The following is a 26,254-nucleotide window of genomic DNA, read 5'->3' on the forward strand; positions in this document are numbered from 1 at the left end:
TTAAGAGGTACGTTATGCAATATTTTAAAGCCCCACAAAAAGAAGCCTTATTCGTGATGAACGAATTATTAGGTTTTAAAAAACATTATGCCGATTTGGGATTTACAGATGCTACGCCTGATATGGTCGAAGCCATTTTTTCAGAAGCCGCTAAATTCGCCGAAAATGTGTTAGCGCCAATTAATGCCAACGGTGATGAAGAAGGCTGTAAATGGGAAGACGGCGTAGTGACCACTCCTGCAGGTTTCAAAGAAGCTTACAAACAATATGTTGATGGTGGCTGGACAGGTATGACACACCCAGAAGAACTAGGTGGGCAGAATTTACCTTACTCTTTAGGCAGTGTGATGGCAGAGTGGTTTTCCTCGGCGAATCACTCTTGGGCTATGTACCCCGGGCTCAGTCAAGGTTGTATCGAAACCTTAAAAGAGCATGGCACGCATGAGCAGCAAAAAATGTTTTTGAATAACCTAATTGGTGGTCACTGGACAGGCACTATGTGTTTGACTGAATCTCATTGTGGCTCTGACCTAGGTATGCTGAAATGTAAAGCAGTAAAGAATGATGATGGAAGTTATAGCTTAACTGGCACCAAAATTTTCATCTCTGCAGGTGAGCATGATATGTCGGATAACATTGTGCATATCGTAATTGCACGTTTACCCGATGCGCCAAGTGGCACTAAAGGTATCTCGTTGTTTGTAGTACCTAAATTCCATGCAGGCCCTGAAGGCGAAAAGTTAGACAGAAACGGTGTCACTTGTGGCTCTATTGAACACAAAATGGGTATCAAAGGCTCGGCAACTTGTGTGATCAATTTTGATGATGCTAAGGGTTACCTTGTCGGTACTGAAAATCGTGGACTTAACTGCATGTTCACTTTTATGAATACGGCACGAATTGGAACGGGTCTAGAGGGTTTGTCTGCCTCTGAAGCTGCGTTTCAAGGCGCTTTAGCTTACGCCAAAGACCGTTTACAGTTTAGAGCCATGACTGGCGTTAAAAACCCTGACGGCCCTGCAGATCCGATTATTAACCATCCTGACGTACGCCGCATGTTATTGACTCAAAAAGCTTTCGCAGAAGGTAATAGAGCATTAGCTGTATACGCCATGAAATTAGTTGATATTTCACAGGCTAATCAAGATGAAGGTGCTAAACAACTTGCAGAATCTAAACTTGCATTGTTAACTCCGATTGTGAAGGCATTCTTAACTGAAACAGCCCAAGAAACGACTAGCTACGGTATGCAGGTATTTGGTGGGCATGGCTTTATCAGAGAATGGGGCATGGAACAACTCGCCCGTGATACTCGTATTTGTACTATGTACGAAGGCACCACAGGTATTCAGGCGATTGATTTATTGGCCAGAAAAGTAGTGGGTTCTAATGGTAAATTGCTTACAGTATTCACTAACGAAGTGAAAGAATACTGTAAAAGTATTCGTGATAAAAGTCAGTTTAATGCTTGGTCTAACAGTATCGATACACATATCGATGAATGGCATCAGATTACTGAAGATATTATGCATCGAGCAGCTAAAAACCCTGCTGAATTAGGTGCTGCGTCTGTCGATTATCTGATGTATTCAGGTTATGTAGTGGTTGGCTATTTTTGGCTTCAAATGGCTGTTGTTGCTCAGCAAAAACTTGATGAAGGCACAAGTGATCCAGAGTTCTACCAAGCGAAGTTACATACCACTAAGTTTTATTTTGACCGTTTATTAACTCGTACCCGTTCTTTAGTTTCTGCCATGGAATCTGGTGCTGATAATCTAATGAATATGGAAGAAGAGCAGTTCAACATAGTTTAGGCTTCGGTAAAAAATAATAAGAAGCTAGGTTGGGAAATATAAAAAGGCGGACATATAAAAATGTCCGCCTTTTTTAATTAAGCGGATTAATTTGAAAGGTGAACAGAATAATGAAACATCACACAATCGACATTGAAAACGTTAATGTGCATTATGTTGAAGCAGGCGAAGATAATGTTAGTCAGTCGCCACGGCAGACTATTATTTTTTTACACGGCTTTCCAGAATTCTGGGGTACATGGCATGCACAACTTGATTATTTTGCCAATAATTATCGAGTGATCGCGCCTGACTTGCCTGGTTATAACTTAAGTGGCAAGCCACAAGAAAACACTTTTTTCGAAGTGCCCAACCTAATTCAGTTTATAGCCAAGTTTATCCAATGTGTGGCACCGCAACAGAAGATAATCTTAGTGGCACACGACTGGGGGGGCGTTATTGCATGGCCGCTTACCGCCTTTTTCCCGCAACTTATCGATAGATTGGTGATACTCAATGCTGCTCACCCCAGTACTTTTACACGGGAAATGATCCATAATGCTGAGCAACGGCAAAAAAGTGAATATATACACGATTTAATCGCGCCTAATGGTGTTGAAAAGGTATCAAATAACAACTACAAATATCTCAAAGACAAGATCCTCATTGGAATGCGCGAAGGCACATTGAGTAACACACAACGCAAGGTTTATGAAAAGGTATGGGCTCAGCCTGGTGCTGTTAATGGTATGTTGCAATATTACCGAGCTATGCCGCAGTTAGCTCCTTCTGAGAAAGAAATGGGTGCTGGAAATGGACCTGTGGTAGCAGCAACACAAATGAAAATTCCTAACATTCGCATCACTTGCCCAACATTAATATTATGGGGCGAACAAGACCAAGCCTTTGTTAAAGAGACTGTCGATGGTGTCGAGGAATATGTGCCTGACGTGCGGATTAAACGCTTTCCTGATGCCAGTCATTGGTTACAACATGAATTGCCCAACGAAGTGAATGCAGAAATAGATAATTTTCTGAAATCCACATAATACGCTCTTCACAGGGAACTCATAGCGTTTGGCGCAGTCCGCTAAGCTACAAAGAGAAAATGTGCTTCAAAACGCTAAACAATAGATGTTTTTTTTCCTCTGTGGTGTAAAAAAGCGCTTCGCTGCACAGAGGGCAAAAATTGATTTGTATTCAGATAAAAAAACGGCCTCAAAAGAGGCCCTTTTTAAAGGTGAGCAGGATAAGCAACTCACCTTCCATGTTGAACATTCCAATGGCCGTCGCCAAGTTCGTTCAAGAACAATTCATTTTAATAACTGGTTACCGACTCATAGAGTATGGCGACCGGATGCAAAGTACATTGCTTATATTCTGTCGTTAAGAGCCGCAACAATAGGTGATGCATCTAAGCCGTTTTCAGAAGCCCATATCAATACTGTTTTGCCATCTTGTTCTGGTGAGCTTAAGTCACCCTTTGGCATTTTCTTAACCATTAAGGTACCTGTTTCCACTGCATCGTTAAGCATAGCGGTACGGATAAGGCTGTTACCACCACAAGTAACACCTGTGTAGTAATCTTTTAACTTCATTCTAAAGTCAGACTGAACACGTTTCATTTTTTTGCGTAGTTCGCCTTTGTCATCTGCTTTCACGATAGTGCAGATATTTTGTAAAGCATCGCTAACGTCGGCTTGAGCGTTGCTAGCAAAAAGTAAAGAAGCGGTTGCGATGGCGATAGAAGTTTTAACAATTTTCAACATGGTTAAGTTCCTCGTTTTTTAGATTATTTGCAGCCATTGCTACGTTAATAATCATTAAAAACTATCTGAACCGATTAAAAAACCTGTGAGATGATACTTAGGTATGTGAGTTCATAACCTTGCGGTGTAGAGAATTCTTAATCCTTTGTGTTTAAAGTTGACTAAATACTCGGGCTTTAATCTCCGTCTATCGTGACTGCTTCAATCGATTAGCAAAAGGGCATTTAATTGAGGGCAGGGTAAAATTAAATATAACGGTTTTGATATTAAAAATGTTTTTTGTAGGTAAATAGTTTAACGCGCTTATTGAGTAACGTTAAAAGCACTTATAAATTTTATCCTCATGTGACGATAAAAGAGTATGCTTAAATTATTACTCGCCTAACTATTAGAATAACGGGAGGATAAGTTGAATCAATATATTGTCGAGCAAAAGTTGTCATTAGCTGAATCACTGATATTGATTGTTGAAGATGACCCTATTAATGCGATGGTAATTGAGGATCTACTCTCAGGCTTATATCAAACTAAAATAGTGCACTCCGGTGAAAGCGCTTTAAAATTTTGTGATGTTCAGCCGCCAGACCTTATTCTGCTTGATGTCGTGATGGATGGTATTTCTGGTCTTGAAACCTGTATAACCCTAAAAATTAATACTCAAACACAGCATATACCCATTATTTTTATAACGTCGATGCATGATCAGGATGATCAAAACCGCTGTTGGGAAGCTGGGTGTGTTGATTTTGTGGCTAAACCCGTCAACGGCGTAACGCTTCGTAACAGAATCAAATCTCACTTAACCCTTAAGTTACAATCCGACTTATTACGCAGAATATCGTTTGTTGACGGCTTGACTGGACTATATAACCGGCATCTACTCGAAGATGTGATGGAAAAATTCACATCACATGTCAATCGCTCTAATCAGCCTCTGAGCTTAATGATGATAGATGTAGACTGGTTCAAAGGTTATAACGATACCTATGGTCATTTAGAGGGGGATGAATGTCTTAAACGTTTAGCACGTGCGATAAAAGATAGTTTACAACGGCCCACAGATATGGCGATACGTTATGGTGGAGAAGAATTTTTATGTTTATTACCGGATACAGACCATAAAGGAGTTGAAAAAATTGCAAATTTAATGCTTAAAATGGTGAACGATTTGGCTATTGAACACAAGCTGTCGGAATTTAAAGTCGTCACTGTTAGCATTGGTATTCACACTATAAGTAGAAGTAAAAATACCTCATTAGTTAATACCTTAGCTAAGACTGACGAAGCTCTGTATGTTGCTAAGCAACTTGGTAGGAATCGTTTTTCGACTTATGTAACCAAGTCATAGCTGGTGTGGTTGATTTTTATTGCAGAGGACGATCTGTAGATGTTTCAATTAGATCTCATTTTTCTTCGATTTAAAATTAAAGTACTGCAGCACTTTTTACCTTTTTCTCTGCTAGTCGTTTTTGTTGTGGTAACGGTATCTGTTCTTGTGTTTGAGTCTCGCTTATCTGCATCTGTTATGACAGAGGTAAAAACTACCTTAGAGGATACGGGCGAACAAATTGAGAGCCAAATTCAGGAAAGATTATCTGAATATCGTAATGATTTACGTTTTTTACATACCACTCCACCGGTCTCAGGCTTGCCTCGCTCATTAAATAGTGCAGGAATTGAATCCTTAGAGCGGACGTCTTATTCTCAATGGAAAAAACGCTTAGAAACCATTTTTGTGGCTTTTTTACAGAATAATATTGTATATCAACAATTACGTATTATTGCTATCACAGAACAAGGTATGGAACTGGTTAGAGCCGATCGTATAGGAGGGGAAATAAAGGTTATTGAGGACCGGAATTTACAGAGTAAAAGTGGCCGTGATTATTTTGACTCTAGTGCACAATTATCTGATAGAGAAATCTATATGTCGAGTATTTCTCTGAACAGAGAGTTTGGCAAGATAGAATTTCCTTACAACCCGATGTTGCGCCTATCTTTACCTATATTTGATGAGTTAGGACAACGATTTGGTTTTTTGATTGTTAATATTCATGCCGAACCACTGCTGAATTCGTTAGAAAGTATGGTAGTTCCTCCTATTGAGTTGATGCTTACAGATCATGAGGGATATTTTTTAATCACTCCTAAAGACACCCATAATTTCAGTCGAGATCTCGCCCCTACAAAAACGTGGGATACAAGTTTTCAGACACTAGAGTATCTTTCTAATGATTTTACTCGGATATTAGACATTGAAGATCAGCAAACTTCTTATTTTGCTTTGACTCAAAAAATAGTGATTTCAGGAGGTATAGATCAGGGATATTTATTAGCTAGATTGATCGAGTTCCAAAGTGATGTAAACAATTTAGAAATGAGACGTAGAACCAGTGTTTATTCATTTTTAGTGGCTGTCACAGCCATATTGTTATTCGTACTCAGTGTATTTAATCGAAGTATGAAAAGAACCCAGCAATTATCTGAAGCCAAAGCTCAATCAGCGGCTATAGTGGGTGGCTCTCATGATGCAATAATAGGTATAACGAAAGAAGCCGTGGTGATCAGTTGGAACCGGGCCGCCGATCTATTATTTGGATATAATGAAGAGTATGCCAAAGGTAAAACAATGGCTGAACTTGGTCTTTTCCAGAATATTCAAGTGTTGGATATTATTGATAAACTATCCCGAAGTAATACTCAGCAAAATGCAGACGTGACTATAACTAAAGATCAAAATTCGGTGTTTCTGTCCTTATCTTTTTCAGCCATTACTGACTTTGCATCTGATGTTCAGGGTGTAGCAATTATTGTCCGAGATATAACCAATGAACATATAGCAGAAATGAAGATTAAACAGGAAAATGCAGATTTAGAACAAAAAGTAGCCAATAAAACAAAAGAACTGAAAAAAAACAGCCATTCCAAAAGTACTTTTATTTCAAATATTAGCCCTGAAATTCGTACCCCATTAAACGGTATTATTGGCACCTTAAAGTTGATTAAGGATGAAAGTCTATCAGATAACCAAAAACGTTACTTAGAGATGACTGATGTGAGTGTGGATAACTTGTCTGCTCTGATTAATGACGTATTAGATCTATCTAAAATTGAAGCGGGTAAGTTAGATGTGGATTTTCAAGCTTTTAATCCGATCGACCTCATTCAAAATTTATGTTGTACCATGGCCATTAAAGCGCAAGAAAAAGGCTTGGAATTTATTGTCGATGTAACAGACTTACATTGCGAATCTCTCGTCAGCGATGCGCACCGTTTTTCACAAATTCTCAGTAATTTGATCATCAATGCGATTAAGTTTACTGAAAATGGTTTTGTTAAAGTCTCAGCATCATGTCAATTTTGTGATGATGGACAATTGATATTACATTGTTCTGTGAGTGACTCTGGTGTGGGGATTACCGAAAATAACAAACACAAACTTTTTACTGCTTTTGCGCAAGAATATACAGCGACAGCGTTTAAGTATGATGGCGCTGGTTTAGGACTGGCTATTTGTCAGCAACTTGTCAGTTTGCTTAATGGAGAAATCGATTTTAGCTCAGAAAAAGATAAAGGTAGTACATTTAGCTTTTCTATCACGGTGCCACAGATTGATTGTAAACAAAAACTTGAAGAAACTAGCCTGAAGGCTAAATTGTGTTTAATTTTAGTGCCACACAGCGAAGTGTATCAAAGTATTCAACGTATGGTTCAATCTTGCTCAGGTGACGTCTTAGAACCTAAGCCTTATGAAAAATGGTTTAGCTCTGAAAATAATGTGTTTCCTGAAATGAAACCTGATTTTATTATCATTGACCAGCAATATCCTCAGCTCACAATTTTAGACCGTAAATGGTCACAATGGGACAGCAACACTACACAATCGCCCGAAGTTTTTTTACTTAAAAAAAGTGCCGATATAAAAATTTCACTTAATAATATAGTCGCGGCGAGCCTTGATAAACCAATGTTGTTAACTGACTTATTACAAAAAGGCTTTGCAACAGCAGTGGGAGTGACGAATAAAAAGAATGACTTGCATCAATTGAGTAAAGAAGCCGATTTTAAAACGTCTGCTGAAAATTTATCCAAAATAACAGGTGCCCGGATCTTAGTTGTGGATGATAATAAAATTAATCTTGAAGTCGCTAAGGGCATGTTATCTAGCTTACCCATAGAGATAGAGCAAGCTATGGATGGTCAGGAAGCCTTGGATATATTACAACAATCAATACAGCAAAACCGCGTTTTTCATTGCATTTTAATGGACTGCCAAATGCCTGTTTTAAACGGTTACGATACTAGTCATCAGATCCGTATGGGAATACCGGGGGATCAATATAGTACTATCCCGATTATTGCCATGACGGCCAATGCGATGTTGGGTGAACGAGAAAAATGTTTAGAGGCGGGTATGGACGATTTCACCATTAAACCTATCAACCACGATTTGCTTGTTTCAAAAATTATTGAGTGGATATTAACTGTGTATCAGGCTCCCTTGGATAGATCATTACAGCTCTCGACGAATGAATCGCCTATCAATGATGCAGACTGCCAATTGCAAGATGAGAGTGGAATGCTTGTCACTTCTAAAATATTGGAGTGGGATAAACAGGCAGCACTGACGCGGTTGATGAATAATGAAGCGTTATTGTACAAAATATGCCAGATCTTTATGAACAGCTCGCCGCACAAAATTGAGTCATTGGGTCAGGCCATTACAGAGAAAAATTTCGATGCCGTTATTAAGCTTACGCATTCATTAAAAGGTTCTGCAGGCGACTTAGGGGCGGTCGATTTGCATCAGTTGTTTTCATCTATGGAGCAGCTAGCTAAAATACCAGAGATAGAAAAACTCGAGCAATGTTATCAATCAGTACTCAACAGTTATGCTTCTTTCGTGTCAATTCTCACAAAAGAACAAGAATGAGAAAAAGAGTTAAAAATCCAGACCGTTACCAGTGACTCGTAGATGAATGAGTGTTTTCTTTTAGCCATAAGCTGCTTATGTCATTAAACACAAAAAGGGGGATGAGGGGGATAAGAAAAATTTTGTAAGTTTTGACTCCAAATATTATGTATTGAGCCGAAAAAATTATGGGATAAATGAAATATTATCACCCTCATTTCATTTATGAGTATGGGCTAAAATGTTTTGTATTTGTTGTTGCCTAATCAAGTCGAGCTCACCAGACTTTGTCATTGCAGAGATGATACTTTCAAGCTCAGGTATTAAGTATTCATGCTTTTTTGTGTAAATAATGGAAAAGTAGTCTCTTTCCCAGGGTTGGCTTTAAAGCAATAACTGAGCTAATACCCAGTTTTTCCAACTGAACTAAGCCATTTAAATTAGACGTAATAGCATAGTCTACAATATCTCTATCTAACGACTTCATTAGACTATTACTGTCAGGAAAAACAGCCACATTGTCGATACCTTGAGTGCATATTTCTGCATGCCTTACTCCTCGGGCTCTTCCTACTAACTTTCCTCTGAGTGACTCACAGCCATCAACGATAGCTTCTTTATTTTTAGAAAATATTGTCTGTTTGATATAATTAGTTGCAGTAGGGACTTTAATCAGACTTGGATAAATGGAACCAATTTCCAATATACGATGGACTTCGCCATCCAATCGACCTTGACTAGATTCTAAGAGAGCCCTTTTGCCAGATAAAGGAATGATTTCGATAGGAACACCGGCTTTGGCATAAATAACCTTAAGAACTGCAGCACCAACAATTTGATCTGGGGAATTTGTAATTTGCGCAAATCTAAGTGGCTCTGCAATAAGCATTGAGCTCGTAAACATCAATAACCCAAAAATTAAAATTGGCATCTTTAGCATATCTCATTGAGTTCCTAAAACTTCGAATTAAAATACTATAGCAACAAAAATATAGTTGAACCATGGCATTTTTTGTTTGATTATTTCTGGCCAACTTTCGTAAAATAATCAGCTTTTAGTATGAATTCGACCATACTTTTTACTTATAGCTTGATGCTGTTTTTAGTGTATAGATTGTTAAACTTAATGTATGCCAGAGCAAAAAACATTACGGCTGCGGCATCGTCAATTTTACCCAACTCGACTTTTTGATTTGCACACTGTGAGCGTTTTATTTGAGCCTTATTGATTTTCATAAGGCTTAATTTTCTGTAATCCAATCTCCGATAGTATTATTGGTGGTATATAGTTGCTTGTGAAAGCTGTTTTTGATGAGTAAACGCGGCCCCAAGCATAAATATACCGATACCAATCATTAGGGCGACTTTTTGCCATAACAAAATGTTTGTCGTATCGATAAAACCCAGCTTTAGGAGTCCGAAAAAAATAAACGCCAAGGCTAGTTTTGCCATAAATTTACTGTGTTTATGGGTGAAGAATAGATAACTGCCTTGCAGTATTAGCCATAAGCTAATGAGTAATGCCAGCTCCCATTCACTTAATAAAAATGCAGCACTGATTGCTAATAATAAATGCTGAACGGTATAGCCGGTTTGGCTGTCAGTGAATAACTTTAAATTCAGTCTGTTAAGCGCTTTTGCTTTCATTAAAAATGTCAGTGATATCACTAAGCTTAATAAACCCCCAAAGCTGCTGCTTATGATGTTAAAACTGCCTGCTGCGATGATGCCAAGCCAATAACAGAGTAAACTAAAGTAACAAAGTTAACCGAACGTGGTGCGGTTTCCAAGTAACGTTGGATGCAACCGTGAACATAATGCTGAAACAAAAATATAGCCGTTAATTAATGCGCCGGCTATATAAAAATCAGTCCATTGCCCTATATAAAATGCAATACATGCTGCCTTAAAGTAAAGGCTTATTGATGCAATCTTTTTGTCTAATAAAGATACATGGCGCTTGCACGTACTTTGTAAGAAATAACTCAATATACCTAGGCCAAATAAGGTAGATAAGCAAGTTAATAAAAGTTAGCTGTGATAAACATCCACATAAAAGACTAGATTATACAGTGCGGCACTTGCAAAAATAATGAAAGCTTCTTTGCGAATAAAAGGGTGTTTAACTCCACGCCCAAGTCCATAAGCAATAATTGCAGAGCACCAAAGAGCCAAAGCAGAAAGTTCCATGTAGTGCTTCAGGACTGAGGGTAAGAATGCCAAGGGGATGATCAGGTAAAACCCCAGTCTTAATTGTTCAGCCAATTTAGCCAAAACACCCACTCGGCCTATACGTCGGTAATATTCAGCAAATAACCAACATTCGACAAATGCTAATAAGAGGGCAACTTTTGCATAGTTGGGTAACTCTCTAAATGATAGTGATTGCACTTCGTTTATGCCCAATAAACAAATGGCGAATATAGCTGCGCCAGCTACATAAACCATTATCTCTGTGGTATTACACACACTACGATAGCTTTTGGTTAACAACATGACTTGTAATGGCAATATTGCCATGGCTGACCACACGCCAAGTTGAACCCATAGCAGTGAAAGCACAAATATGTTTATCCAAATTGATTCTGCTGGTCTGAGTAAGTGACTAAATTTTACTTCCCGATTAATATCACTGGAGAAACGACTCAACAGCTTTCTTGAGCAGAAGATTAACGCCCCAATACTTGCAACCACTAACGTGCATTTTAAAGATAACAGTGCAGGGGCGGGGAAATAGGGAAACATTGCAAAACTGCGTGTAATATCGCAAAAATTAAAAGACCAAATGCTTCAATTCGTACTGAAAAGTAGTTCTCTTTGAGGGCAATATGCAAAATAAATAGTCCTTCCAGCCCAATGGCAAAGCCCCAATAATCAGGTGCAAGGCTACTGATTATTGCAACTAACAACCATGCGCTAGCAAGCATAGTATACAAGCTGGTGGTATAGAGTTTTTGTGTTTTAGCTTGGAGTAATAAGAAAGCATTGAGTACAGCGTTGACGGTGGCAATTGCAGGTAATATTCACTCACTAGTGAAATTTGATTGGTAAAGCATATCAATATTAGCGAAAATCGTTATGACTGTGAGTATTATGTTGCTTTTTGAGTGTGCACTTTGTTTGTTCAGTAATGTACAGAGATATAGCAAATACGCACAATAAAAGCCTTGGCTAAAAAAACCTAAAATGTGTGTGGTAGTGCCAGTTAGTAAGAGGAATTCTATACAACCATAAGCAATCAATACGCTTACAAACCCCAGCCATTGCCAGTTTTTATCCGTGGCTTGGTATAGGCTAGCGAGCAAAACCTAAACCAATTAGTTAGTAACTGGTGCCTAGTTGATCCAATTGTGAAATCAGCGGAACAGCCTCACCGCCGATAACCGCCAATGCACTGACAATTTTTGTATCTAATTTATTAGCTAAAATAAAACCCGTTCAAGCAATAACAATATAACTGAGTAGCACCATCCAGTCTGGCAATAGTTGATAAAAACTTCCCGCCACATAAACCGTCACAAAATTCAGTAATAGCCTTAAGCTGACAATAGCAGAGCTAATTTCAGGGTATTGTTGACGTTTAGCTAAATATACACCGCCGAAGGTGACGCCAATAGCGATCACCAACAGCAACAAAGATTTGCTGCCAGCACCTAGTTCGCCGACAAGTAACTGAGCTAAATAACCAAAACCACTCACTAAAAGAGCAATGCCAATTAGCATAAATACAAATATTGGCCCTTAGCCTTTGGCTTGATAGTGTTGGTATAGATTCAGTAATGGCGAAACAAACTTAGTGATTGGAGATAAGAGGCTTAATCCTAGAGTAGTGGTTTCTTTTAACAGATAAACAATATAAGAAGGTTTGGCGACGGAGTCAGTATGGGAACTAATCGCAGGCTCATCAAAAGCGGCAAGCTGATTTTGTGAACCTATTACTTGCAAAGGTATAGAAGGAGAAGGGGCCTGTGCCGGTTTATGCTCTGGCTGTTCGAATGGCGTTTTTTTATCAACGTCATAACCATATCAACCTCAAATATATTTAGGTAGTACAAAACAGTTTTGGGTTGAAGCGCTAATACGCTGGAATAACTCAACATTAGGATTTATGTCGCCTGAAAAATTTATTGCCCTTGCACAAGAGAGAGGATTAATTTATGAATTAGGGGGCTGGGTCATTGAAACCCCATTCATACAATGAAGTGAGTGGTTGAGTGTCTATGAAGTGCACATTAAAATGGCTCTTAATTTATCTGCCAAGCAAATCGAGGACAAACTGTTTGTGGCTGAGTTGAAGTTATTGGTCATAAGTACAATGTTGACAGCGCTATCATATTTAAAAAACCTGCCTATACAAACTCACAAGCTAGGTAAGTCTTTTATTGACAACTTAGAGAAAGATATTGATGACACCAAAATTTGTAAAACCGCAATATCACTAAGTCACGATTTAGGTTTACGCTTTGTTGCTGAAGGAGTGGAAGCAAAGGAGCAGGCTAAATATCTTCCTGACAACGGTTGCGACGTGCTTCAAGGCTATTAATTTTGTCGTCCAGTGCCAGTGCCAGTGCCAGCTGCAGCTGCGTTTTCTTTTATTCAGAACTATCAAGCTATTCAGTTTTAGTCACATTCACTTAGTGGGCTGATGTTATAAACTAATTTCAGCCGATATTTTGCAGTGTGGTTACTTCGATACATAAAACATATTAGCTAAATACCAGCAAAATATCTTTTAATGAGCGTTTAACGGATATCCACGATTTTTAAAAAGTGTTTTATTGAACGCCTCAAGATATAGCTATATTTAAAAAAGTAAGTGATGAAGTGATGGTTTGTTATAAAATAAAAGTTTACGTCGCTAATGTCTGAAAAGCTAGACTGATAATTTTTATGGCATGGTCCGGTACCACATATTTGCTATTGATATGCAAAACCCTCTGACTATTATAAAAAAGCCCACTTTAAGTGGGCTTGGTGTTTCTTGTAAAAACATCAACAACAAAATACTAAAAAGTATTAATATTGGGTCGCTTAACCATCAATTTGCACTTATGAAAAAGCGTATGTTAATAATTATTTAATCTATCAACGCTTGATAAACTAAATTTCTAAAATCATCGTGATAACGGTGAAAACCAATAGGTACAAATTGCGCCATGGAGATCATCAAAATTTGCTCTTCTGGGTCGACTCTAAAGTAAGTTGATGCTGCACCACCCCAACCAAAGTCTCCTTTAGACGTCATAAAACCAGTCATTTCAGGATCTACTGTGACGGACATCGCAAGACCATATCCCTCACCTTGAGACGTTTTACTGTAAGGTATTAAATTTTTGGGCAAATGGTTACTGCTCATATATTCAACCGTTTTCCTGCCTAAGATCCTCACACCATTAATTTCGCCTCCATTAAGCATCATTTGTGCAAAGGTAAAATAATCTTGCATGGTAGAGACTAAACCGCCACCCGCATTATGGATTTTGGGGTCGCTCATAAAATCACCCACGGGTTCCTTTTCCATGACGATAGTTTGACCTGTTTTGTCAGCAGTATAGATTTGCGTGAGTCTGTCAACTTTATCCGCAGGTACATAAAAACCTGTGTCCTTCATTCCCAGGGGGCTAAATATCGTTTCTTGCATGTATTCTCCCAGTTTTTTACCACTGAGTTTTTCAACTAAGAAGCCAATTATATCGGTAGAAACACCATAATTCCAAGCAGTGCCAGGTTGATGAGTCAGAGGTAATTCGGCAAATTTAGTTAATATATTATCGCGATTCAACTCGTCAGGTTTAGACAGCATTTTTTGATACAGCTTGTCGACTTCACTATTGCTAAAACCGTAGCTAAAACCAGACGTATGCATAAACAGGTCAATAATACGGATAGGTGACTTAGCATCTTCTACTATCATGTCATCACCTGATCCACTGACATAGACTTTCATATTGGCAAGTTCAGGTAAGTACTTAGCAATGGGGTCAAACATATGAAATTTGCCTTGTTCCCAAAGGGTCATAGCAGCTACTGCAGTCACCGGTTTAGTCATTGAATAAATTCTGAAAATGGTGTCTTCAGTCATGGCAATGCCAGCTTCTTTATCTTGCATACCTTGAGCATTTAAGTAAACAATCTTGCCATTTCGGGCGACTAAAGTGAGGGTGCCTGCTAGCTTTCCTTGGTCGATATAACGTTGCATGGCGGGAGCAATTCTATCTAGGCGTTGTGATGAAAATCCTACTGATTCTGCTGCGTTTGCTGTGTTTTTAGCGTCGACCACTGTTGACTGGCAAGCCATCAACGTAAAGCAAACCATTAAACTAAGAATAAACTTCATAACATCCCTTAATATTTTATAAGAAGAAGTAGTTTAACCAGAGTTGAGATGGGGGCAAGTTGATTAAAATGATTGTGGTGCATATGGGGGGTTATCTTTAAAGTGCGAACAAAAACATTGATTTATCAATCAATGTTTTTGTTCGTGTGGAGTTTAATAAGATTTAAAGGCAGGTTTCGCGCCATTTTCCCGAAAGGCGTCCGCATGAGCGTTTTTGACTTGAATCACTTCAGCCTGCGACTCTTTTTATCAAGAACCACCTGCACATTTGGCGCCCGACTTTACACAAAGGCCAGATAAAGCTGTTTCATATTTCGCTCAAATGACGTCGTGCCATTTGCCCCAAAATAAGCCTATTTTTTTTGAAATTTTAAAAATGGAAATTGCAGTGGCTGTATTTTTAGGATGGTTATGTCATTAGTTTGAGAAATGACATTTTATTATACCTTTACTCAATTGATAAACCGTGGTGATTTGTGTCAGCTTTTTTTACAATAATGAGTAAAGTAATTTTATTAAAAACACTTAAACCATGAAAAATAAATAGTTTTTTATTTTGGCGCATATGATGCAGTGTTTTAAAGAGTACTTATTAATTCTTTAGTAGTGCTATTTTCATTTTACTTGGTTAAAGATAATGGATTAAAGGAAAACATTAATTCTTCAGGATGGATTCGGCAGTCTGAGTAATTCGTGTAGTTGTAACTTCCAGCGCAGCAGCGCACAAAATTGTCTGGAGGTCATAAAATGAGACGCATTCGCCAAGAGATTACCTGCATTTTTGTCGATATCCAAGATTCAAGTTATAAAAAATCCCGCTTAGATTACCAGAATGTTATTGACATAATGGCTGATTTTTTAACAGAAACTAGTCTCATTCTCACCGTTCACGATGTCAAAGTTGGCGCCTACCTAGGCGATGGGCTGATGGCTTTTTGCGATGCCAAAGACAGTCAAAAAAGGTTTATTGATGCGGCTTATAAAATTCTTGAGATGAGAGAGAAGAAAGACATGTTCTACAAGAAGAATTGGCGAAGCTCATTTAATATTTGCATTGGCGTTCAAACGGGATTTGCTTCGCTGGGTTACTTTCCATGCAAAGAGTTTCGTCACTGCACAGCGATGGGGGACACAGTTAACTTGGCATCGCGTTTTTGTAGCTTAGCAGAGACTAATTCAATCTGTGCCGATCAAGGTTTCTATCTCGAGAACAAGGGGGCTATAACGAACTTTAAGCTGACTCCCAAAACTTCATTAAATTCAATAAAAGGCTATGAGGGAGAACAGTTCAACCTAGTTCATGCTACCCCAAAATTATACAATGAGCCCAGTCACGATTTATGCCCCAATTGCAGTGGCTTGATTGAGACCACCTCGCTTTTCGACGAGCACGAGATCCGCAAGTGCAATGTTTGTGATTTTGGCAAACTCTCGCCGGTAACTTTTCAATTGAGAGGCCTTCGCCACCTGAAAAATCGGATGCGTTATTTATTTCGCCATCGATGGTGGAGCAATCTGAATCTTCAGATAACTGGAAGTTTCATTAGTTAAATAATCAATCTAGAATATAAGTTTTGTAAATTATCGTAGTTAAATATAACAAAGTGATCTTCATAAAAATGACAAACCTTGTCGAACTACAGAAAATCATCTGCCCTAGGGATGTTTAATGTGCAGCCAGTCGCAAATTGAAGACCTCATGATTTAGACAAATTGTGTTGAGAGTTTTGAAGGTAAATGTTTTTACTAGGTTGGAGCATAACAAACTTTCTTTCTTAAGCGACTCTAACTGTTTATGTAGAATAGTGTACCAAAGAAAACGTAGATGCCAGTTTTCGGCTTTGGTTGGAAAGATAGCCGGCTGCTTGTAAAACCCTCAATATATTGACTGAAACTGATCATAAAAAGTGCAATGAAATGCATTTATTCGACTTGTTTTTATGGCGGTCCTTTTATTGTGAGTTCAAGTTAACAAAAGTCAGTAGGTGAAATTAGGTGTTTTATTATTTAATAATGCTTGATATGTAATATCTTTCTCCTGAAGTGAAATATTGATAGCTCATAAATTTAGGCATCTTTCTTATACTCAGTTCATAACAATGCTCAATGTTGTCGAGGCTCAATGAGAGAGCCCAAAGTTGCGTGAAATTTGTATTAGTAGGAAGCCTCTTTTGCCCAACACCGTCGACAACAATTATTGGTACAGCAGAGTTTCGCTAAAATACTGTCCGCAGCTGTAACGGCAACATTAATGTTGCTGTAAAAGTCTAGATGATATTAATGGCTTGGTAGGGATTTTGCAGGAATTAACCAAACGCTATTAGGCTATCGCGTCAGTGTCAATGACTATACCCCACAATAGGCAACGCGATATTGTATGCCTTAAAAAAAGACATAGGCAATAATTTTATGTCAGAGGTCTGGAAGGCTTGGATTGAAGTATACAAAATTATCGCCGAGGTCACGGGCAGGTATGCCTATTTGATGTTTGACATACAAAAATAAAAAATTTATCAACACTGATATTGTGTGTGATGAAGACTTGCTTGGGGGCAGCCTGAAATTAAAGAAAATGATAGTGGTTAAGACACTAATCTAAGAGTCCATGTTAGTGATTTATTAATAATTAGCAAATATGTGGCAATTAGCTACGATTGTTTCCATTTGTCCACGGGGTATATAATTAAAGTTGTCACTGAAAGTAAATTTTCTTATCTGTAGACGAACGTAAAAACCCATAATCATACTCCCATTCCATAGACTGTTTTTCAAAAAAAACAATTATACCCAGATCAATTAAATGTATGATTTATGAACCTTTCCAGTGGTTCTTAAAGGAATTTACTCCAGCCGTCAGGCCCTGTGATGGCTATTTTTGATTCAAACCCAATTAACAAATTTTCACCATCTTTTAATCCCTTAAAATTCATCCTGAAATGTGTATTTTGAAGTTATTTGGGTATACACTATGCGCCGCATTTGAAAGCGATATATATAGAAAGCAAAAAGAGTATTGTCCTAAGTGGGACAATTTGAAAATTATTTAAAGGAAAAAAATGACTCCTATCACTAAAACTTTTCAGTATGGTCAGCATACTGTTACTCTAGAAACGGGCGTAATCGCTCGTCAAGCCACCGCAGCTGTAATGGCAAGTATGGATGATACTTGTGTATTGGTTTCTGTTGTTGGTAAAAAAGATACTAAGCCTGGTCAAGACTTCTTCCCATTGACAGTTAACTATCAAGAAAAAACTTACGCTGCTGGTAAAATTCCTGGTGGATTCTTCAAGCGTGAAGGCCGTCCTTCTGAATACGAAACACTCACGTCTCGTTTGATTGACCGTCCAATTCGTCCTTTATTCCCAAATGGGTTTATGAACGAAGTGCAAATTATCATCACTGTTGTTTCAGCTAACCCTGAAATCCCAACTGACATTATTTCTCTTATCGGTGCGTCTGCCGCTCTAGCTATCTCTGGTATGCCATTTAATGGTCCTATCGGTGCGGCGCGCGTGGGTTACACTGATGAGAAATATGTATTAAATACCCGTACTTCTGAACTTGAAGCTAGTCAGTTAGACCTAGTGGTTGCTGGTACTAAAAACGCAGTATTGATGGTTGAATCTGAAGCTGATATTTTATCTGAAGAAGTGATGCTTGGTGCTGTTATGTATGGTCACGAGCAATTACAAACCGTTATCGGTGCAATAGCTGAATTTGCTGCTGAGGTGAATACACCTTCGTGGAATTGGCAAGGCGTTCCAGAAAACACTGCGCTTAAAACCAAAGTAAAAGAATTAGCTGAAGCTGGCATGACAGAAGCCTACCAGATCTCTGACAAGATGGAGCGTAAAGACGCAATCAACGCTTTGACTAGTCAAACAGTCGAAACTATCGTTGCTGGCGATGCAGAGCAAAACGCCAAAGAAGTATCTGAAATGATGCATACCCTTGAAAGTGACGTAGTACGTTCACGTATTCTTGCTGGTCAGCCTCGTATTGATGGTCGTGATCCTGCGATGATCCGTGCCCTTAACGTTGCCACTGGTTTGTTGCCACGTACTCACGGTTCTGCTTTGTTCACTCGTGGTGAAACTCAAGCAATCGTTGCTGCCACCCTTGGTACAGAGCGTGACGCGCAGATGATTGACGGTCTTAGTGGTAAAACAGACAGTCGCTTCATGTTACATTACAACTTTCCTCCTTACTGTGTAGGCGAGACTGGTTTTGTGGGTTCTCCTAAGCGTCGCGAAATCGGCCATGGTCGTCTAGCTAAACGTGGGATTCAAGCGGTTATGCCGTCTGAGCAAGATTTCCCATATGTGGTACGTGTTGTGTCTGAAATCACTGAATCAAATGGTTCGTCTTCAATGGCGTCTGTTTGTGGTACGTCTTTAGCATTGATGGATGCGGGTGTTCCTATTAAAGCTTCTGTTGCGGGTATTGCAATGGGCTTAGTGAAAGATGACGAAAACTTTGTGGTTCTATCTGACATTTTGGGTGATGAAGATCACTTAGGCGATATGGACTTTAAAGTGGCAGGTACTACTAATGGTATTACTGCTTTACAAATGGATATCAAAATCGAAGGTATCACTCAAGAAATCATGCAGGTTGCTTTAAAACAAGCTAAAGAAGCGCGTTTGCATATTCTAGGCGTGATGGACCAAGCGATTTCTGGTCACCGTGAAGAGATGTCTGAGTTCGCTCCGCGCATCTATAAAATGAAAGTAGATAAAGACAAAATTCGTGACGTAATTGGTAAAGGTGGCGCGATGATCCGTGCTATTACTGAAGCATCTGAATGTAATATCGAAATCGAAGATGACGGTACGGTTAAGATTTTTGCAACTGAACTAGCTAAAGCGCAAATTGCTATTGCTAAGATTGAGCAAGTCACTGCTGAAGTGGAGTCGGGTAAAACTTACTCTGGTAAAGTAACGCGTATCGTTGATTTTGGTGCGTTTGTTGAAATTTTACCTGGTAAAGAAGGCCTAGTACATATTTCACAAATCGCTCACGAACGTGTTAATAAGGTTTCTGACTTCTTAGAAGAAGGCCAAGTGCTAGACGTTAAGGTTGTTGAAATTGACCGTCAGAATCGTATACGTTTGAGTATCAAAGATTTGACTGAGAAACCGGCTGCTCCAGAAGCTGCTGAAGGTAATGAATAATCAGTTGACTCATGTCTAACTGTTAAAAAAGGAGCCGAAAGGCTCCTTTTTTATTGCAAAAAAATTGAACTTTTCCAAATGTTTATTGGTGCTGCTATGGCTGTTAGTGGCTTGCTGTCAATATGCTTGAACAACCTAAAACAAACATTTAAAGTTATTGTTATTGTTATTGTTATTGTTATTGTTATAAAGAGTGTGATTTATTGCGTTTATTGACGCCGTTACATAGAGCAACTCACTTTTCCTCTTAGCTTGCAGCTCTTCATATAATAATTGGCAAGAATGTCGCTCAATACTTGATAGTTGTACAGCCTGAAAAATTAATTATCCTCTCAATCATAGCTACATACATTTAATAACAGCACCAAAAAATCGAGACGTAATAACCTAGCTATTTAAGATTCATTCCAGAAAAACAGATGAGGCTGCAACGCTTGTTTCTATAAATAGTAGTGCTAGTATTCTAAATCTATTCGTTTGGAGAAAGTAAATGGACAAAGCTACAAGCAAGCATGCCGCGTTTAGCGATATGGCACAAAGTACAGCAGAAGACTGGGCAATTATTATAAAAGAACAGACCCCATTTGCTGCAAACGGTGGGCAGCGTGTACTTGAGCACCTTCGCCTGCTAGATGGCGATTATGGTGGTTTCCCGGTAGACCGGCTTACCCACTGTTTACAAACTGCGACTCGAGCATACCGTGATGGACGAGCAGTGGATTATGTTGTCATGGCCTTGCTTCACGACATTGGTGATACTCTAGGGGCATATAATCACCCCGATATTGCTGCCGCAATTATTAAGCCTTTTGTATCAGAAGAGTTGCACTGGATTGTGCAACATCATGGTATTTTTCAGGGGAAGAACTTCTTTCATCATATTGGACTCGACCCTGACATGCGTGAACAATTTCGAGGACATGAGTATTTTACTGCAACCGAGGAATTTATTGAAAAATACGATTGCCCTGCTTTTGATCCCGAATATGACACCTTGGCAATAGAGTTCTTTGAACCCATGGTCATGGAAATTTTTGCTCGTCCGCTTAAAAGTATCTACAAAGCAGCGATGATCAAAGGCGCTTAAAGCCCCTTAAAGCAACGTTCAAAGTTAATTACAGCGTAAAATAATCAGTCGATTAACCGCGTTTAGTGTGATTTTAGATGAAATCAGACCAAAATAAAAACACGCAGTCGACCGCTCTGGAAGGGATTACTTAAGACGTGTTGTTATTTAAGTTTTTGTAAAATCAACTCAGGCTCGGGAAAACTACACTGTAGTTTAAATTTTTTATCATTTGCGGCTGTGATCTTAAGTAATCGTTAAATTCGTCAATTAACCAAGCTTGGCTGAAGGTTGGTAATTTAAATTCTACCACTGAATTTAGGCAACTTTGGGGTAAATTCAATTTGCTTAAATTTAGGATTGTTTTGCAATTAGTGTTGGCTGACACAATAATCTATTTCTGCGGTATCTACCCCATCTAAGGCTAAATATTGTCACTCTTCCATGGTGAGTACTGCCGAGATGAGAAAGCAAAACAGAGGGGACTGGTGAATGAGGTTTAAGTACTTAACGATCTAATGGAATAGGTCTTAAGATTGGCAGCGGAAGTTACCGAAGCAAATCAGCAAAAATTATTGACAATTAAAACCTTAATGAACGAGGACTAGATTATAAGTCTACAAGACGCGCAGGCTTGTAAAACACAAGTGTCGGTTTCTTACATCAAAGCCTTAGATATAAGTCAAATAAAAACTAGGCTAATCATGTTGAGGCAACGTAAAAAATAATATGGTTAATTTTAATTGTCGAAACGCGACTATTGAATGATTTGCTGCAGCACATGAGTGGTGTTAGGCGCCACGTCTTGACCTTGGGTTATTGCTGTTTCAACACATAACATCGTAAGATAACCATCATCTGACATATCCCCCATACTAATAGATTTTTCTTGCCATGGGTTCCATACAACTATGCTGTCGTGGCCTGATGACATTATATCAGTCTTAATTTCACCATCTGCAATCGTCAAGGTTTTTGGCTGCTCCTGATGTACTCTGTCTGTTTCTTCGTTGAACTTGTATGCTTGGGGTGTATCCAATATTTGATAACCACGAGTTTTATCTGAGTATTTTTTAGACAAACCTAACAACTCACATTGCTTTATATCAGAAATAGCAAAGTAACTATGTAACGCGCTGTTATAGGTTAAAGGAGTATCACCAAGGTTGGTGGTACACAATTGTATCGTTAACTGTTGTTCAACATGCACCACTAAAACGAGTTGCACGTCACCTTCAAATCCATCGCCTTTGCTAGTGTGTGGTTTTAGGGTAACGGTTGTGCCCGTTCTTGTTTCTTCGCAACTGATAATTTGCCATGTTTGGGTGCGCACATAACCGTGCGCTGCTAGATTAGTCTTGGATTTATGAGGACCAAACCAAGGCCAGCAAACAGGTATACCACCTCGAATTGGTTTTTTAGCGTCGAAAAAAGCGTGTTGGCTTACCCACAAACGTTCTCTGTGGTCATGTTTGGGTTTGAAACTTAAAATATGTCCACCAAATAAAGATATTTCAGCGTAGGCAAACGCGTTCTCAATATGTAAAAGCTGAATGTTATCTCGAGTTATGATGGTTGTTGAATCAGTCGGTAGCATGTGAGTTCTCTGTGGTGAATCAAAAAAGGCGACTTAGATAGACGCCTTTTTAACATATTTGTGTAACCACATTAACTCTCTATTGAGAGTTAATGTGTCAAAGTATTTATTTGCTGATGTGGGCAACCAGATCTAGTACTTTATTTGAGTAGCCGATTTCGTTGTCATACCAAGCCACTAATTTTACAAATGTATCCGTTAATGCAATACCGGCTGTGGCATCAAATATTGAGGTGCGAACATCACCAATGAAGTCTTGTGAAACCACCGCATCTTCGGTGTAACCCAAAACACCTTTCATATCACCTTCAGAAGCGGCTTTCATAGCTGCACAAATTTCAGCATACGTGGCTGGTTTGGCTAAATTTACGGTCAAGTCTACCACTGAGACATCAGCTGTTGGCACGCGAAAAGCCATTCCGGTTAACTTGCCATTAAGCTCAGGGATAACTTTACCTACTGCTTTAGCTGCACCAGTAGATGAAGGAATAATATTTTGAGACGCACCACGACCACCACGCCAATCTTTAGCCGATGGGCTATCAACTGTTTTTTGTGTTGCGGTAGTCGCATGTACTGTTGTCATCAAGCCATCAACAATACCAAAATTATCGTTCAGTACTTTTGCTAAAGGCGCTAAGCAGTTAGTAGTACATGATGCATTGGATACGATGTCTTGTCCTGCATACTCATTATGGTTAACACCCATAACAAACATCGGCGTTGCATCTTTAGACGGTGCAGAAAGTACGACTTTTTTAGCACCTGCTTGAATGTGTTTACGTGCAGTTTCATCCGTCAAAAATAAACCAGTCGCATCAACTACTACTTCTGCACCAATCGCATCCCAGGCTAAGTCTGCTGGATCGCGCTGCGAAGTTACTCGGATAGTTTTACCATTGACAACTAATTGACCGTCTGCCACTTCAACAGTACCGTTAAACTTGCCATGTGTAGAATCATATTTAAGCATATACGCCATATAATCTGCATCTAGCAAGTCGTTAATCCCGACTATGTCAATGTCGTTGCGTTCAAATGCAGCACGGAGTACAAATCGACCGATTCGGCCGAAGCCATTGATACCTACTTTTGTTGTCATCTTTAATCTCCTAAGCTTTTTTAACTGGTTGTTAAAATAAGGTAATTACGAAAGGTGATAACACCCTTCTGAAATTTAATTACAAAATTATGGACTAAATAGCTGAATAAGGCAAAATATTCACGGTAATATGTTATTAAATTACAATATGGTCATTGCAAACGTATTCATTATCAACAACGAAGTGTTTTCGCTGATAATAGCGGATACAAATAGCGATACATTATTGTTATCTATTTCCTCTAATATTGGGGTAAATATGAAAGGTCAATGGGCCCTGGTCAAATTGCATAGGAATTAAATTTTAATGACGACTTCGTTACTTGAACAGTTGGTGGAATATCGTGGAATTGAATCTAACTATAACGATGCTTGGGGTCGCCCCACAACTATAGCGTCTGAAACAAAAACTAAGCTGCTTTCAGCAATGGGATATCAGGTTGATAAGCCAGAACTGTTACTAAAACAAGTTCAAGACAATAGCAATAAGACCTGGTTATCTGTACTGAACCCTGTGCAAGTTTTCCGCATCGAAGAACATTTGCAAATTGTAGTGCGTCTTCCCATCGAACTAGTAACAGACGAATATGTGGCTCAGATAAATACAGAGCTAGGTGAAGTCATACAGCATCAGTTTGTACCCATCGATGGCCAATTGGCAAATGTAGTGCATATCGAAGACATTGAGTTTCAGGAATATCTCATCGATATTCCGATTACATTACCATTGGGATACCACACTTTGTCCTTGGTGATAGATGACGATGAGCTGGGTAGTATGCGACTTATTATTGCTCCGTCTTCGTGCTTTAAACCTGAGACACTGACTCAAGGTCAAAAGGTCTGGGGATTAAGTGTTCAGCTGTACTGTTTGCGCAGTGAGCACAATTGGGGAGTGGGGGATTTTTCTGACTTATCCTTTTTAGTTGAAATGTTGGCCAAACAAGGTGCGCAGTTTGTTGGACTAAATCCGATTCATGCTTTGTATCCGGCTAATGCTAATGCTTGCAGTCCATATGGACCTTCTTCTCGGCGCTGGTTAAACTTTATATATATTGATGTGACTGCTCTGGATGGTTATCAGCAAGCCAGTACTCAGAGCATAGTGAATGACGTCAGTTTTCAGTATAAACTGCAGCAGGTCAGGGCCTCTAATTTAGTTGATTATGAGACAGTTACGGCGCTAAAATTACAGGCATTAGAATCAGTGTTTGAATATCAAAATAGCCAATATCTGTCTAAAAACACTAAATTGAATAAGGTATTTAAAGCCTTTGTAGCTGAAGGGGGTGATAGCTTGCAGACTTTGGCCGTATACGACGCGTTGCAAGAGAGCCTCGCTACACAAGAAAAGCCTTCTTGGGGTTGGCCTGTTTTTCCAAAAGAATTTTCAGATTTTCATAACCCAGCAGTGAAAACTTTCACAAAGAAAAATGCTAAACGAGTCAAGTTTTTCTTATGGCTACAATGGCATGCGTCATTGCAACTTGAGCAAGTCAATCTAGTGGCACAAAAAAAATGATATGTTGATTGGCTTATACCGCGATTTGGCGGTGGGTGTCAGTGAAGGTAGCGCAGAAATTTGGGGCAATAAAGAACTGTACTGCACAGACGCAAGCGTAGGCGCTCCTCCAGATATATTAGGCCCATTAGGACAAACTTGGGGGTTGCCCCCCATGGATCCTGAAAAACTCTACGAACAACAGTATCAGCCTATTATTGAATTATTTGATGCCAATATGCGGGCCACTGGTGCGTTACGAATTGATCACGTGATGGCATTATTGAGATTATGGTGGGTGGTCAAGGGTGATAGTGCCAAAGAAGGCGGCTATGTGTATTATCCGGTGGATGATCTATTGGCTATTTTAGCGTTAGAAAGTCACAGGCACCAAAGTTTGGTGATTGGTGAAGACTTAGGTACTGTACCTGATGAAATAAGGACTAAATTAGCAGACAATGGCGTGTATTCTTATCGGGTGTTCTTTTTTGAACAAGCACCAGACGGCGGGTTTTTCTCGCCTGCTCATTATCCTGAACAATCTATGTCGACCCTCACCACCCATGATATGCCTACCTTAACGGGTTACTGGCATTGTGATGATTTGGTATTAGGTAAAGAATTGGGGTTGTATCCCACTGAAGAAATTTTAAGTACTTTATATACCAGTAGACATGAAAACAAGCAGTCCATTTTAGATACTTTACATGGCCATCATTCGATTAATGACGAGGTGGGTCGTGACGTGCATAATGTGGATATGAGTAAAGCGTTAAACTTTGGAATGCAGCTACATATGGCCGGTGGTTCAAGTGCGCTGTTAAGCTTACAGTTAGAAGATTGGTTAGAAATGGATAAACCAGTTAATATTCCTGGTACGTTTAAAGAATATCCGAACTGGCAACGTAAGTTAACACGCAATTTGCAAGACATTTTTAATGACAGTTCATTAAATCAACTAGCGGCAAATTTAACCGAGGCACGACTACAGGCCTCTAAGTAA

At 39.1% G+C, this 26,254-nt stretch carries 18 protein-coding genes and 1 pseudogene; 10 read left to right on the plus strand and 9 right to left on the minus strand.

Annotated features, from left to right (window positions below; genetic code table 11):
* Positions 1-14 precede the first annotated feature (14 nt).
* Positions 15-1,814: an acyl-CoA dehydrogenase C-terminal domain-containing protein gene (locus C427_RS07520; protein ID WP_007637533.1), complete on the plus strand. Its 1,800-nt coding sequence runs from the start codon at positions 15-17 to the stop codon at positions 1,812-1,814.
* Positions 1,815-1,924: 110 nt separating this feature from the next.
* Positions 1,925-2,842, plus strand: a complete 918-nt coding sequence (locus C427_RS07525) for an alpha/beta fold hydrolase (RefSeq protein WP_007637534.1) — start codon at positions 1,925-1,927, stop codon at positions 2,840-2,842.
* A gap of 324 nt (positions 2,843-3,166) precedes the next feature.
* On the opposite strand, the gene C427_RS07530 is transcribed toward C427_RS07525, so the two are convergent.
* The gene (locus tag C427_RS07530; RefSeq protein ID WP_007637537.1) at positions 3,167-3,562 is read right to left on the minus strand and encodes a DUF3718 domain-containing protein; all 396 of its coding nucleotides are present in this window, start codon (positions 3,560-3,562) and stop codon (positions 3,167-3,169) included.
* A 409-nt stretch (positions 3,563-3,971) separates the two neighbouring features.
* Here C427_RS07530 and C427_RS07535 point away from each other — a divergent pair, with 409 nt between their 5' ends.
* The gene (locus C427_RS07535) at positions 3,972-4,910 is read left to right on the plus strand and encodes a GGDEF domain-containing response regulator (protein WP_007637539.1); all 939 of its coding nucleotides are present in this window, start codon (positions 3,972-3,974) and stop codon (positions 4,908-4,910) included.
* A gap of 39 nt (positions 4,911-4,949) precedes the next feature.
* Entirely contained in the window at positions 4,950-8,495 is a 3,546-nt protein-coding gene (locus tag C427_RS07540; protein WP_007637540.1) for an ATP-binding protein, read from the plus strand.
* 310 nt (positions 8,496-8,805) lie between these two features.
* On the opposite strand, the gene C427_RS07545 is transcribed toward C427_RS07540, so the two are convergent.
* The 5 genes from C427_RS07545 to C427_RS07565 form a co-directional block, all read right to left on the minus strand.
* Complete coding sequence (locus C427_RS07545) at positions 8,806-9,414, minus strand: hypothetical protein (protein ID WP_015430632.1); 609 nt, start codon at positions 9,412-9,414, stop codon at positions 8,806-8,808.
* Positions 9,415-9,557: 143 nt separating this feature from the next.
* Positions 9,558-9,710 carry a hypothetical protein gene (locus C427_RS26295; RefSeq protein ID WP_007637542.1) on the minus strand — a complete coding sequence of 51 codons (153 nt, stop codon included), beginning with the start codon at positions 9,708-9,710 and terminating at the stop codon, positions 9,558-9,560.
* Positions 9,711-9,746: 36 nt separating this feature from the next.
* Positions 9,747-10,121, minus strand: a complete 375-nt coding sequence (locus tag C427_RS07550) for a hypothetical protein (RefSeq protein ID WP_007637543.1) — start codon at positions 10,119-10,121, stop codon at positions 9,747-9,749.
* Between the two features lie 384 nt (positions 10,122-10,505).
* Entirely contained in the window at positions 10,506-11,123 is a 618-nt protein-coding gene (locus C427_RS07555; RefSeq protein ID WP_226991125.1) for a hypothetical protein, read from the minus strand.
* Positions 11,124-11,912: 789 nt separating this feature from the next.
* The gene (locus tag C427_RS07565) at positions 11,913-12,197 is read right to left on the minus strand and encodes a hypothetical protein (RefSeq protein WP_007637548.1); all 285 of its coding nucleotides are present in this window, start codon (positions 12,195-12,197) and stop codon (positions 11,913-11,915) included.
* Positions 12,198-12,510: 313 nt separating this feature from the next.
* Here C427_RS07565 and C427_RS28780 point away from each other — a divergent pair, with 313 nt between their 5' ends.
* Both C427_RS28780 and C427_RS07570 read left to right on the plus strand, forming a co-directional pair.
* Entirely contained in the window at positions 12,511-12,675 is a 165-nt protein-coding gene (locus C427_RS28780) for an EAL domain-containing protein (RefSeq protein WP_081588999.1), read from the plus strand.
* A 36-nt stretch (positions 12,676-12,711) separates the two neighbouring features.
* The gene (locus C427_RS07570; protein ID WP_007637550.1) at positions 12,712-13,017 is read left to right on the plus strand and encodes an EAL domain-containing protein; all 306 of its coding nucleotides are present in this window, start codon (positions 12,712-12,714) and stop codon (positions 13,015-13,017) included.
* A 534-nt stretch (positions 13,018-13,551) separates the two neighbouring features.
* Here C427_RS07570 and C427_RS07575 read toward each other — a convergent pair.
* The gene (locus tag C427_RS07575; RefSeq protein ID WP_007637552.1) at positions 13,552-14,811 is read right to left on the minus strand and encodes a serine hydrolase domain-containing protein; all 1,260 of its coding nucleotides are present in this window, start codon (positions 14,809-14,811) and stop codon (positions 13,552-13,554) included.
* Between the two features lie 747 nt (positions 14,812-15,558).
* Between C427_RS07575 and C427_RS07580 the strand changes: the two genes are divergently transcribed.
* The 3 genes from C427_RS07580 (at position 15,559) to C427_RS07590 (ending at position 21,072) form a co-directional block, all read left to right on the plus strand.
* Positions 15,559-16,362: an adenylate/guanylate cyclase domain-containing protein gene (locus C427_RS07580; RefSeq protein WP_007637555.1), complete on the plus strand. Its 804-nt coding sequence runs from the start codon at positions 15,559-15,561 to the stop codon at positions 16,360-16,362.
* Positions 16,363-17,867: 1,505 nt separating this feature from the next.
* Entirely contained in the window at positions 17,868-19,985 is a 2,118-nt protein-coding gene (pnp, locus tag C427_RS07585; protein WP_007637558.1) for a polyribonucleotide nucleotidyltransferase, read from the plus strand.
* A gap of 490 nt (positions 19,986-20,475) precedes the next feature.
* Complete coding sequence (locus C427_RS07590; RefSeq protein WP_007637561.1) at positions 20,476-21,072, plus strand: HD domain-containing protein; 597 nt, start codon at positions 20,476-20,478, stop codon at positions 21,070-21,072.
* 736 nt (positions 21,073-21,808) lie between these two features.
* Here C427_RS07590 and C427_RS07595 read toward each other — a convergent pair.
* Both C427_RS07595 and gap read right to left on the minus strand, forming a co-directional pair.
* A complete protein-coding gene (locus C427_RS07595) occupies positions 21,809-22,648 on the minus strand; it encodes a D-hexose-6-phosphate mutarotase (RefSeq protein WP_007637564.1) in 840 nt (279 codons plus the stop codon).
* Between the two features lie 106 nt (positions 22,649-22,754).
* The gene (gene gap / locus C427_RS07600) at positions 22,755-23,750 is read right to left on the minus strand and encodes a type I glyceraldehyde-3-phosphate dehydrogenase (protein ID WP_007637566.1); all 996 of its coding nucleotides are present in this window, start codon (positions 23,748-23,750) and stop codon (positions 22,755-22,757) included.
* Between the two features lie 307 nt (positions 23,751-24,057).
* Between gap and malQ the strand changes: the two are divergent.
* A pseudogene (malQ, locus tag C427_RS07605) lies at positions 24,058-26,254 on the plus strand (4-alpha-glucanotransferase).

This window comes from Paraglaciecola psychrophila 170 (genome assembly GCF_000347635.1).
Classification (GTDB): Bacteria; Pseudomonadota; Gammaproteobacteria; order Enterobacterales; family Alteromonadaceae; genus Paraglaciecola; species Paraglaciecola psychrophila.